The organism is Enterococcus sp. DIV1304_2, assembly GCF_050555445.1.
In the GTDB taxonomy this organism is placed as follows: domain Bacteria; phylum Bacillota; class Bacilli; order Lactobacillales; family Enterococcaceae; genus Enterococcus_B; species Enterococcus_B pernyi.
On sequence record NZ_CP187851.1, the window covers coordinates 2,042,229 to 2,054,867 of the forward strand.

The 12,639-nt window shown below is 39.7% G+C and carries 11 protein-coding genes and 1 riboswitch; of the genes, 4 read left to right on the top strand and 7 right to left on the bottom strand.

Going from position 1 to position 12,639, the window contains the following annotated elements:
* Positions 1-106 precede the first annotated feature (106 nt).
* On the top strand, positions 107-1,414 hold the full coding sequence (locus IGJ14_RS09375) for a serine hydrolase (protein WP_104776396.1): 1,308 nt from the start codon (positions 107-109) through the stop codon (positions 1,412-1,414).
* A gap of 335 nt (positions 1,415-1,749) precedes the next feature.
* A complete protein-coding gene (locus IGJ14_RS09380; RefSeq protein ID WP_104776397.1) occupies positions 1,750-2,952 on the top strand; it encodes a YdcF family protein in 1,203 nt (400 codons plus the stop codon).
* 51 nt (positions 2,953-3,003) lie between these two features.
* Here IGJ14_RS09380 and IGJ14_RS09385 read toward each other — a convergent pair whose 3' ends face one another.
* From IGJ14_RS09385 to IGJ14_RS09400, 4 genes are all read right to left on the bottom strand, one after another.
* Positions 3,004-4,260 carry a voltage-gated chloride channel family protein gene (locus IGJ14_RS09385; protein WP_104776398.1) on the bottom strand — a complete coding sequence of 419 codons (1,257 nt, stop codon included), beginning with the start codon at positions 4,258-4,260 and terminating at the stop codon, positions 3,004-3,006.
* Positions 4,261-4,311: 51 nt separating this feature from the next.
* Positions 4,312-4,379: riboswitch (Fluoride riboswitch) on the bottom strand.
* 40 nt (positions 4,380-4,419) lie between these two features.
* Positions 4,420-5,076: a FusB/FusC family EF-G-binding protein gene (locus IGJ14_RS09390; RefSeq protein WP_195273232.1), complete on the bottom strand. Its 657-nt coding sequence runs from the start codon at positions 5,074-5,076 to the stop codon at positions 4,420-4,422.
* 279 nt (positions 5,077-5,355) lie between these two features.
* Positions 5,356-5,859: an HD domain-containing protein gene (locus IGJ14_RS09395; RefSeq protein ID WP_010734969.1), complete on the bottom strand. Its 504-nt coding sequence runs from the start codon at positions 5,857-5,859 to the stop codon at positions 5,356-5,358.
* Positions 5,860-5,982: 123 nt separating this feature from the next.
* Complete coding sequence (locus tag IGJ14_RS09400) at positions 5,983-6,744, bottom strand: TrmH family RNA methyltransferase (RefSeq protein ID WP_104776399.1); 762 nt, start codon at positions 6,742-6,744, stop codon at positions 5,983-5,985.
* A 108-nt stretch (positions 6,745-6,852) separates the two neighbouring features.
* Between IGJ14_RS09400 and IGJ14_RS09405 the strand changes: the two genes are divergently transcribed.
* Positions 6,853-7,128: an acylphosphatase gene (locus tag IGJ14_RS09405; protein ID WP_034687338.1), complete on the top strand. Its 276-nt coding sequence runs from the start codon at positions 6,853-6,855 to the stop codon at positions 7,126-7,128.
* Positions 7,129-7,347: 219 nt separating this feature from the next.
* Positions 7,348-8,286: a membrane protein insertase YidC gene (yidC, locus tag IGJ14_RS09410; RefSeq protein WP_104776400.1), complete on the top strand. Its 939-nt coding sequence runs from the start codon at positions 7,348-7,350 to the stop codon at positions 8,284-8,286.
* Between the two features lie 60 nt (positions 8,287-8,346).
* Here the strand turns inward: yidC and glyS are convergent, their stop codons facing one another.
* The 3 genes from glyS to recO form a co-directional block, all read right to left on the bottom strand.
* A complete protein-coding gene (gene glyS / locus IGJ14_RS09415) occupies positions 8,347-10,416 on the bottom strand; it encodes a glycine--tRNA ligase subunit beta (RefSeq protein WP_065096281.1) in 2,070 nt (689 codons plus the stop codon).
* Position 10,417: 1 nt separating this feature from the next.
* Entirely contained in the window at positions 10,418-11,335 is a 918-nt protein-coding gene (gene glyQ, locus IGJ14_RS09420; RefSeq protein WP_104776401.1) for a glycine--tRNA ligase subunit alpha, read from the bottom strand.
* A 375-nt stretch (positions 11,336-11,710) separates the two neighbouring features.
* Positions 11,711-12,514, bottom strand: coding sequence for a DNA repair protein RecO (gene recO, locus IGJ14_RS09425; RefSeq protein WP_019724240.1), 804 nt, complete (start codon positions 12,512-12,514; stop codon positions 11,711-11,713).
* Positions 12,515-12,639: the final 125 nt, after the last annotated feature.

Sequence of the window (12,639 nt, forward strand, 5' to 3'; positions counted from 1 at the left end):
TCGTTTGGTTTATCTAAAGTTTTTTTCAGAAAGATTGAAACTACGCACACTCTCTGATAAAATTTTAATTTGTAGCAAATCAAATTAGAAAACAAGGAGATTGGACATGGGCACTAAGAAAAAACATTTCGCTTTACTGTTGGCAACGCTTCTTTTGACGTTAGGATCATTCTTGCCAACTTTATCCGTACAGGCCGATGAAGCATTTTCTGTGAATTCCCAAGCAGCATTTGCTGTGGACGCAACAAGCGGAAAAATTTTATACGACCAAGACGGAGAAAAAACAATGGGGATCGCGTCAATCTCAAAAATCATCGGGTTGTACATCGTACTTGACCAAGTCAAAGAAGGAAAATTATCCTGGGATGATGAAGTGGCAATCTCCGATTATGCTGAAACCTTGAGTATTGCACCTAATTTATCGAATGTTCCCTTACATAAGGAGAATACCTATACTGTAAAAGAACTTTTTGACTCTGCTTTTATCCAATCAGCCAATGCATCAATGGTCGCTTTAGCTGAAAAGATCTCTGGCAGCGAAACAGCCTTTCTGACTGTCATGAATGACCAGTTAAAAGAATGGGGCATTGAAAATGCAACGATCGTCAATGTTTCTGGCTTGAACAACGTGTACCTCGGCGCAAATCGTCCAGAAGGTACTGGCGAGGCAGATGAAAATCAAATGTCCGCAAAAGACGTAGCGATCATCGCACGTCATCTGTTACTTGATTTTCCCGAGGTACTAGAAGTGACGAGCACTGCAACAAAAATGTTTGGTGAAAATACACAATCACCGGTGGAAATGGTCAATTGGAATTGGATGCTTCCAGGTTTTATCAACTTCAAAGAAGGCGTTGATGGTCTAAAAACTGGAACGACTGATTTTGCTGGGGCTTGTTTTGTCGGTACCATCGAAAGAGACGGCAAACGAATCATTACAGTAGTATTGAATGCGGAAGGCCATGAGTTAAATCCAAGCGTTCGGTTCACCGAAACGGCTCGCTTGATGGATTATTGCTATGATAACTGGTCAGTCAAAGAAATCGGTAAAGCAAACGCAAGCATTCCTTCACTCAAATCGATCGATGTGAAAAACGGAAAAGAAACTTCTGTCAATGTCGTACTAAAAAGCCCAGTCAGTGTCTGGGTCAGAAATGATATGGATACGGGTCAATTGACGATCACACCTAAGATCGATGAGACAAAAGTAAAGGATAATGAACTTGAAGCACCGATCGTTAGAGGCACAAAGGTTGGAACAGCCACTATCACTTTAGCTGATGATCAATTAGGTTACTTAGAAGATGGTGCCTCTCCAAGCACAGACATCATCACTGCTAGTTCGGTTGAAAAAGCGAATATCTTTGTGATTGGCTGGCGCAATGTCACTAATTTTTTCAGTAATCTATTCTAAATAAACATTCCAAATAGTTACATCCACTCCTTACCCAAACAGTAAATGCTGGCTCTTCTTCACGAATTGACGAGACGCCATCAACCTTTACTGTTTGGGTATTTTTCTGCTTCTTACAGAAAATAAATGTATTTTCTATTTTTTCTTTTTTTATAACAGCATTTTTACAAATTTTTCGTTATACTGTATATGGTAGATTGTTACTTGTAGGGTTGGTCTATGAGGGGCGAGTAACACTATCAGTTCGTGTTGAATAATCATCACTAGTCTGCTAATCAGCTGTTTCCTTTTCATTCGCAGTGATGACTCCACGATTAGAAAAAGGAGTTGGTATTATGAATTTAACAAGAGATTTGATTTTTTCGATTCTCTATATCGTAGGGATGGTTGGGATCATCATCTGGCGCAGGAAACAAAAAGATCCCGCGTTATTCTTTTATTGTGGTACTTGGACATTCACATTGATGCTTACGTACTTCGTTGTATTAGAGATTTTTTATGCGAGTTTTTATTTCTTGATCCCTCTCGCTTTTTTCAGTATCTTTGCTTTTTTTTACTTCACCGAAAAAAGGCGACTACTGAATGGTTTGATTTTCAATTTATTTTTGATTAGTTTCGGCGCTTATTTATTACTCTTACTTTTTGAGACGCAGAATATCTTTATTGGTGGGATTTTTGCTTTGATTGCAGTACCAGCTTTATTGATTTTACTATTTGGCATATATATTTTGGTCGTCTTTCTCATTTGGAATGGCATCATCGTCTTAAAAAGAGAATCACGTTCATTAGCCAATCTTTTGACTTTACTGCTAGGGATTGCCTTAACGCTATATTTAATTGCCACTGTATTTTTAATCAACTACTTACCAGCGTGGATCAATGTTCTTCTTTCTGGTATAGCAGTCATCTTGATTTATCTGTTTATTGTCTTCTATAATTTTATGACTGTCTCTTTCTTATATCAGTTCAACCGACCACGTTATAACCAGAATTATATTATCGTGTTAGGCGCAGGCCTGATCAACGGGGAACGTGTTTCTCCCCTCCTAGCCAAACGGATCGACAAAGCAATTGCTTTTTATTGGGCACAAAGTCATGCTACGCTCAATCCACCGATTCTTTTGATGTCTGGTGGTCAAGGTACAGATGAAAAGTTACCAGAAGCAATTGCCATGAAAAACTATGCCTTAGAAAAAGGGATTCCGGAGCGGGACATTTTAGTTGAAACAAATTCAACAACCACTTTAGAAAATATGCGTTTCTCCAAAGAATTAATGGATCGTGAATCTGGCGGTGGCGCTTATCGTGCGATTTTCAGTTCAAATAATTACCACATTTTCCGTGCAGGACTCTTTGCGAAGCAAGCACAGTTAAAAGCCAATGGCATTGGTGCAAAAACAGCCTTTTATTATTTGCCAAATGCTTTTCTTAGAGAATATATCGCGATCTTGATGTTGCATAAAAAACGTCACATGATCGTATGTGGTATCATCCTTGGCCTGACTGCATTGTTAGCTTTGATCACACTTATTGCCTAAAAAAAAGAAGTTGCGTGTCATGCAACTTCTTTTTTTCTTTCAATCAGTAAACTATTCTCTCTGATCATTATTCATTGGTAAAAATAAAATCCCTTTTTTGATCATTACTTTTTGTGCGGAATAGATTCCGTTATTTCCCGAACACATGAAACTGATCAAACAAATCATAAAAAAGAAACTAGCTGCTTCTCCTCCGAATAATTCGATGCCCATGACAAAACATGCAATGGGTGTATTCGTCGCTCCAGAAAACACACCGATAAATCCTAATGCAGCTAGAAAAGGAATCGAAACATGCAGGATGGGCGCTAAAGTTGCCCCTAGAGTTGCGCCAATCTCAAACAAAGGGGTCACTTCCCCACCTTGATAGCCAGCGCCTAAAGAAAGGACAGTAAATCCTAACTTACCGATAAAATCATAGGCATGTGCTTTTCCGGCAAACGCATCTTGCAATAAAGGCAAGCTAAGTCCTAAGTAGCGTTGTGTTTGTAAAATCAGTGCCACAACTACGACAATTCCTCCACCTATAAAATTTCTAGTGATTGGATGTTTGAACCATTTCAGATACCACTTTTTCAAAAAGACGATTGAACGACTAAAAACCCAACCAATAATCCCAAAAGCGATACCCGCCACCATCAGTTTGCCAAAGAGTGCTGGACTCCACCCTGGAATTTCCCCCATCTTATAATGGATATGTGTGACACCAATGCTTTCCGTTACGAAGTTAGCAAATAAAGCAGCAAAAAAACTGGGAAAGATCGCTTCTGTACGCATCTTTCCGATTGCTAGTACTTCAAGTCCAAACAATGTGCCTGCTAAAGGTGTCCCAAACACTGAACTAAATCCTGCACTGATCCCACTGATGACCAGCACCTCTCGCTCGATAGGACTCAATTTTAATCCCCTTGCTAGATTTTCAGCTAAAGCGCCACCCATTTGGACTGCTGTTCCTTCTCGACCGACAGAACCGCCAAAGAGATGCGTCGTGATCGTACCGAAAAGCGTTAAAGGAATCAATCGAAGCGGGATTTTTTCTTCCCCACCATTCCCTTGATCAATGACCAGATTATTCCCACGACTAGCATTCCCACCGTATCGTTGATAAAGAAACGCAAATAATGCCCCACTGACAGGTAATAGATACAATAACCAAGTATGTGCTTCTCGTAAATCCGTCACCACGGTTAAGCTATTTAGAAAAAAAGCGGAAAGTCCTCCCATTAGTACGCCTAAACAAGCAGTGATCACTAACCATTTCACCATATATGTCCCTATTTTGAATGGACTAAGTAAACGTTGATCCATTTTTCTATTCCTCCCCACAAAAAAAGCCTACTAAAAAAACGGATTCTCCGATTTTTAGTAGGCGTCATTAGTCATCTATCGATCGACATTTAAAGGCGAACACCATCACCTATTCATTTACAGAAAGTTTATCATACATTCTCAAGAAAAACAATGGCGCTATTTTTCTTTCTTCACGATGTCTGTAAATTCATAAAATGGTGCCAGCTTTACTAGTTGCTGATTGCACTGATCACTATCATGACAAATGTAATTTCCTTTTTTAGTATACGTGCCATCTGATCCTGATTTTGTCGTGGAAAGAAACATCGAAACACTCGAAGTCTTATGGCAAATCGCGCATACCCCTTTGATGATCGTCGGAGAAAGTGTGCCATGGACACCTTGTAGCCGCTCATCTGCATAATAGAGCAGATATTTCTTCTGTGTTCCTGGATCATTCCAGCCCACATAAGTATGCTCTTTAAGATCCAATGTTTGCCAATCTGGGTGTTTCAACTTTTTCACTTTTCGGAATATTTTTTCCACTTGGATTTTTGATGGTTGCTTGAATGGCGCAACATGTTCTTTTAAACGTTCGAGCAATTCTGTCGCTTTTTCTTTTTTCAAGTTTGTATCCATAACTTGCTTCACAAATGGTTCAAGTAAGGCGATTACTTGTGGATCATTTTCTACTACCTCATTGATTCGTTCTGTGGTTAGTGCTTGAACGGTTGCGACAGTTTTTTTATCATTCACTGAATGATAGACATTTAACAGTTGCTCGATTTCCCGTTTGATAAAGAAATATTGATACGTTTTGATTGTTGTTTCCATGATTTTTTGAGTCCTTTCTTCTTTCAAAAGTAGCTACTTTGAAGAAAAAAGAGTCCTTCAACAAAGTTAGCTTAATAACTGAAGTCCTTGAACTCTGCTAAATAAGATACGTATGGCATCTTATCATCACCCCCTTTATGCTTTTTTCATCTATGTACATTCACCTAATAAAGAGTTAACCTTATAAATCTTATTTCGTCAACTACTTTCGCAAAAAAAACAGTCAAAGGTTTCCCATGATCGGGACCTTCGACTGTTTCCGTTCGGCTGGTCAAATAGTTAGATCGACTGTTCTTTTCCAAAATATCGTTGCCATTTTTGTTTCATTGTATCCGTTACTGGTTGCGCCGCTTCTTTCACTGCACAATACTTGTCAACAAATGTCACAATATAGCTTTCTTTGTATTTTGGTGGAGCGATCGTTGCCCCCCACATATGTTTCAAGATGATGTCGCGCTCTAAATCAGAAAGTTCAGTAATCTTTTCTGCATTTTTCACAGCGATCCTAGGATGCACATACGCATGTGTGCCTTCATCAAATTTTGTTGTACGCCAGTCATAATAGAATAGGTCATGTAAAAGTCCTGCACGTGCAGTAGCTCTTGCATCTCCACCCCATTTTTTTGCTAATTTGTAACTGTAATAAGAAACACTGATCGAGTGTTCCAATCTTGTCGAATGTACATGTTGGATATAATCAGCTAATTTTTGTACTGCTTCTGTTTCTAATAGATCTTCGATATAAGACATGTATTCTTCGTCTTCACGCCATTTTTCTGTCATAATTTTCGATCTGCCACCTTTTTGAATTTCATTTATCGTTGAAATTGTACATAGTATATCATTCATGTTCGGAATATTCTAGTGAGGTTGACTAAAAATCCAAAAAGCTTAATAGTTCCTTAATCAAGAAGAAAGATGGTACAACAATATGCCGGTAGCTACGCCGACATTCAATGATTCGGCATGGCCATTCATTGGGATATAGATATTTTTATCAGTTAGCGCCAATAATTCTGATCGCACCCCTTGTCCTTCATTTCCCATAATGATCGTATAATTTTTTGTTGGTACGACGGTTGGAAGAGAAACAGCTTCTTCATTGAGTTCTGTTCCGTATATCGCAAATCCTTTTTCTTTCAATTCAGGAATGAGTGCGTCTAACTCTTGTGAGATAACTGGTAAATGGTAATTGCTTCCCTGCATACTTCTTAAAACTTTGGTGCTATAAATATCAGCTGAGCCTTTCCCTAAGATCACACCTGCTAAACCAAACGCATCTGCTGTTCGGATCATCGTTCCGACATTTCCAGGATCTTGGACATTGTCTAAAAGCAACCAGCCTCCTGTATCTATTGACACTTGGCTAACTTCTAGCGGCATCACTGCCACGATTCCTTGTGGTGTTGGTAGATCAGAGATCACCGCCATCACCTCATCAGTGACTAAAAAGCAATCCAATTCGTGTTGTTCGACCCATGTCCCCCATTCTGACCAGCCTCGTTCTGTCAGAAAGATCTCTTTAGGCATGACTTTGGCATTCACAGCTTCTTCGATCAAGTGAAACCCTTCAAGCAGGTACTCCTGTCCTTCTTCGCGGTGCTTCTTTTTATGTAATTTTTTTATTTCTTTGATTCTAGGATTTTTTGCTGATTGAATTTTTTTCACGTTTTCCACCTCACTTCATTATAGCATGGAATCAATCGTTGGGCTTGTTAGTTTTATAAAAAATCGTTATCATAAATTTATCAAATAGAGGAAAGAGTGGTGCTTCAAATGAAAAAAGTTAAAATGAATGTGCAAGGGCGTGTCCAAGGTGTAGGTTTTCGTTATATGACAAAAATAGTAGCTGATCAATTGGGCGTGACAGGAACAGTTAAAAACGAAGAAGATGGTTCGGTGACGATCGAAGCCGCTGGTGAGGAGGAAACCATCGATCAGTTCATCAAAGAAGTCAAGCAATCACCTAGTCCCAGTGGACGTGTCCAATATGTCGACTTGCAAGAACATCCGATGATGGAAGAACGAAAAAAATTTGATGTGATCGGCTAAATGTTTCTTCTTGAAAGCACATATGAAGAAAGTCGTTGTTGCTGTCTACTAGAAGATGATCGTTTCAATTCTCTGTTCTTTTATGTGCGCTTCCCTGTCCCTCCCATGATCGGCTAAACTTAAGGGGATTATTTGAATTTTCTATGAAGTTCATTGAATTATTCTCATATTTTTAGTATAGTTAAGCTTGTGTAAAAATTTTAAAAGAGGAAGTATTTTATGAATAAATGGAAAAATTGGTTACTAGGTTCTGGTCTTGTAACACTCTTACTTTTCTTATCTGGTTGTGTCAGAATGGATGCTGATGGAAACCCTGATACATCTGGAATCGTCTATCGCGTATTAGTACAACCTATGGGACAAGCGATTACATATCTCGTGCAGAATTTCAACTGGTCATACGGTTGGGCTGTTATCTTGATGACTGTGATCGTACGAATCATCATTTTACCTTTAGGAATCAGTCAATCGAAAAAGACAATGATCCAATCTGAAAAAATGCAAGCATTGAAACCTCAAGTCAGTGCCGCCCAAGAAAAACTAAAAGCGGCGACGACCCGTGAAGAACAAATGGCTGCACAAGCAGAAATGCAACAAGTGTATCGCGAAAATGGGTTAAGTATGACAGGCGGAATCGGTTGTTTACCTTTATTGATCCAAATGCCGATCTTCTCAGCGCTGTACTTTACTGCTCGTTATACAGAGGGTATCCGTGAATCGACTTTTTATGGCATTGATTTAGGGAATCCAAGTTTGCTCTTAGTTGCGATTGCCGGGATTGCTTACCTGATCCAAGGGTATATCTCAACGATCGGTATTCCTGAAGAACAGAAAAAAACGATGCGCACTATGTTGATCGTTTCACCTGCGATGATCGTCTTCATGTCGATCAGTGCTCCTGCGGGAGTGACCCTTTACTGGGTAGTCGGCGGTATCTTTAGTTGTCTACAAACATTTATCACCAATGTGATCATGAAGCCACGCTTAAAAGCACAGGTCGCAGAAGAATTGAAACAAAATCCACCGAAACAAGTCGTGACACCTCGCAAAGATGTGACACCTGAAGAAGCGACGAAACCAACGAAAAAAATCAATACACAAGCAACCAAGAAAAATGCTAACGGTCGAAATGCCGGTAAACAGCAACGTAAAAAATAAAAGGTTTGGGATGTTCGCATCCCAAACCTTTTTTTGTTTCAAGCTTTTACTTGATCCGTCTTATTTTGTAATGATTTGATCCAGACTAGCAATACTTAATGCCATGTCAGCAATTTGTTGCAACTGTGCTAAACGGTTGTTACGGACAGCTTCATCTTCGACCATGACCATCGTTTGATCAAAATACTGATCGATAACTGGTCTTAAGCTGACTAATTGCTCATAGTTCTCTTTAAGTGTACGTTCCACAAACTGAGCTTTCACTTTCTCAACTGCTTCGTACAATGCTTGCTCTGCTTCATTTTCAAACAGGCTTGGATCAATCTCATTCGTTGTTCCTTCGGCTTTTTTCGCTAGATTCATCACACGCGTCAAAGCTTCCATCGATGGTTTGAAGTTTTCATCTTGCAAACGTTCCTTCAACAGACGTGCAGCGGCAAAAACGGTTGTCAAATTACTTTCCTTCGCATTCAAGACAGCATCGATCACATCGTGGCGAATGGCTTTTGTCATCAATCGTTGGCGCAAACGACCTTTGATAAAGTCGATTACATCAGTTCCTTGAACGAAAGCTAACCCGAAACGCTCTTGATTTTCATTGATTGCAGCATTCACTTCTTGTTGTAATTGTGCCAATGGGAAAGCCCATTGTTTTGCTTCAATGATCCGAACGATCCCATATGCTTGACGACGTAATGCGTAAGGGTCGTTTGAACCACTTGGCACCATTCCTACAGTAAAGAAAGAGAAAATACTATCTAATTTATCGGCAATGGCTAAGACTGCACCAATCGTCGTTTCTGGCAGTTCACCTTCACTAGCGATCGGTAAATAATGTTCACGGATCGCTGTCGCAACCGCTGGATCTTCTCCATGCAACAACGCATATTTTTCACCCATGATTCCTTGAAGTTCTGGAAATTCTCCAACCATGTTCGTCACTAGGTCAAACTTATAGATTTCGCCGGCACGTTGTAATGCAGCTAGTTCTTCCCCGGATAAACCGACAGACTTGCCGATAACAGATGCAATCACTTGCACACGTTGCATTTTTTCATAAATACTACCGATCTTTTCATGGAAAGTCACTGATTTCAACTTATTGACATAATGCTCGATTGGGAATTTTTTGTCTTCATTGTAAAAGAATTCCGCATCTTCTAAACGCGCAGTCAGTACTTTTTGGTTCCCACGAATAACGTTATCTAGCTTTACACGATCGCCATTTCGTACAGCGATAAAATGTGGTAAGAGTTGACCTTCGGCATTTCGAACATCAAAATAACGTTGGTGTTCCTTCATGGAAGTCACGAGTACTTCTTCCGGTACAGATAGATATTTTTCTTCAAAATCACCAGCAAAGACAGTTGGATACTCCACTAGATTATTGACTTCTTCAAGTAGGTCTTCATCAAAATCGATGTGCCAATCATTTTTTGTTGATAATTGAGTCGCTTGTTCCATGATCATTGCTCTTCTCTTTTGTGGCGAAGCAACTACAAATTGTTCAGATAGCTTTTCTTCATATTCTGCTGGATGAGCAAATGTCACATCTTCACCTAAGAAACGATGCCCACGAGAAGTACGTCCAGTTTTCACATCTAAAAATTCAAACGGGATCACTTCTTCTCCAAATAGTGCCACGATCCAATGAATCGGGCGAATATATTCAAAGTCAAAGGAAGACCAGTGCATTGTCACAGGGAATGTCATGCTTTTAATCACATCGATCAATCCTGTCAAGACTTCGATTGCCGGTTTTCCTTGAGTATATTTCGTCACATAGACATATTCCACACCTTTGATTTCTCGGAAGGTGATATCGTCTGTCGTCAATCCTTGCCCACGAACAAATCCTTGAGCTGCTTTCGACCAGTTGCCTTCAGCATCTAATGCGATTTTTTTCGCTGGTCCCTTCACTTCTTCTTCACTGTCAGCCTGACGTTCTGGCACATTTGTTACTTTGATCGCCAAACGTCTCGGAGTAGAGAATGTCTCGATTGCATCGTAAGTCAATTGATTGTCCGTTAAAAACGCTGCTGTTTTTTCTTCTAATTGTTTCATGCTTGGTGTCACAACATGCGCTGGCATTTCTTCCAAGCCAATTTCTAATAATAAGTCCTTTGCCATCTTATTCACCTTCCTTAACAATCATTGGATTTTCTGATTGATTATTCAGCAATGGGAATCCAAGTTTTTCACGTTCTGCAACAAAGATTTTCGCCACAGATTTCGCCATGTTACGAATGCGAGCCAAGTAGCCAGCACGTTCAGTCACAGATACTGCACCACGAGCATCTAATAGATTGAAGGTGTGACTACATTTTAAAATGTAATCATATGCTGGATGGACCAGATTTTCTTCAATACAACGTTTCGCTTCTTTTTCAAAACGATCAAAATTACTTAATAATAATTCTTGATCACTCACTTCAAATGAATATTTTGAGTGTTCATATTCAGGCTGTTTGAAGATCTCGCCATATTTGACACCTGCTGACCATTCAAGATCATACACACTTTCCACTTCTTGGATATAAGAAGCTAAACGCTCTAACCCATAAGTGATTTCTGAAGTAACTGGTTTACATGGCAAACCGCCGACTTGTTGGAAGTACGTAAATTGCGTGATTTCCATGCCATCTAACCAGATTTCCCAACCAACACCGGCACAACCCATCGAAGGGTTCTCCCAGTTGTCCTCAACAAAGCGGATATCATGTTCCAACGGATCGATCCCTAACAAACGCAAGCTTTCCAAGTAAAGTTCTTGGATATTTTCTGGTGATGGCTTCATCACCACTTGGAATTGATGGTGTTGATATAACCGGTTAGGATTCTCACCATAACGACCATCAGCTGGTCGACGTGATGGCTCAACGTAAGCGGCATTCCAAGGTTCTGGACCGATTGCTCGTAAAAACGTGTAAGGGCTCATTGTACCTGCCCCTTTTTCTGTATCGTATGCTTGCATCAGCATACAACCGTTCGATGACCAAAATTTTTGTAATGTCAAAATCATTTCTTGAACTGTTTGCTTCTTACTCATATAATTACCCCTTCCATCTTAACCAAGAATCAAAAATAGTAACAAAAAAAGTCCCTATGTTTGCGTAAACAAACATAGGGACGAATATCTTCGCGGTTCCACCCTACTTCCGAGCGAGTCGGCAGCTTCGTTGATCGTACTCACAAGTGCCTCTTCAAAAACCGTTAGCATTCGGCTCACACTCTCCCGAACTCGCTTGTGCCACTTGATTTTCTACTGATCTTGATCATCGTACGTATGTGATTATTGAATATCCTTTATAAATGACATTCGTCTATTGAAAAAACAATAGTTACTATCTAGGCTTTATAATAGACGTTAACCAAGTACTTTGTCAAATATTTTTGAAAAAAAACCATTGTTTCAAACAATTTTTCATTCTTCTGCAGGATTTTCCTTCGTTGCCTCATTGGTCGGTTTCATGATATGTTCCCAACTTTTCATTTGATCAATAAACTTTTTACTTTTCAAATGGATGCCTACGTATTCTTCGTATAACAGATCAATCAATTGGCGAATCTTTTGTTTGGTTTCTTCTTTGAGGTCGATCCCGCTGATGCGATCATACGAGATTGCTGAGAAGAGCCGTACGAAGTGAACTGCACGTGGGTCCGCGTGATACCGATGATGATCTAACTCCCAGTGATTTTCACATAAGACGCCCCCATATTTGGATGAATAATCAAATTTTCCTTGCGTCTTTCCACACACTGCACAGTGGGTCCAAACTGGCGAGATCCCGAAACGTTGCAATAATTGGATCTCAAAAATATTCGTAATGATCTCTGGGTCATCTCCTTGATCCATGCGTTGCAATGCTTGGTGTGTGAATTGAAATAGATTCGGATCATATTGCCGATCCTCGATCGCCGCATCCACTAAGTTCAACAAATAAGTCCCGTAACCGCTAAGAAAAATATCTTCTTGTATCTTACGAAACGAGTGGACATCTTTTACACTGTTAACAAAGGACAAGCCTTCATTATGAAAATGACCAATATAAATTGCTTCCGTAAAAGGCAACAATGCGGGTGCAATCGGTTGATTTTGACGATGGATCCCCTTGACATAAAACATCATTTTTCCTGCCGATTCTGTAAATATCTTAACTAATTTATCTTTTTCCTTGTAGTTGCGACTAGAAAGGATGATTCCTTTTGATTCTGCAAGCTGACTCATCGTCACCCCTCCTCTGACTTTAACGTAGATTGCTTTTTTAAATTGAAAGAAGGAAAAAGTCATGCGAGCATACGTGAAGTCGAGACAAAAGTAACTATTACTTTTATTCCAGACTCTTAATTGCT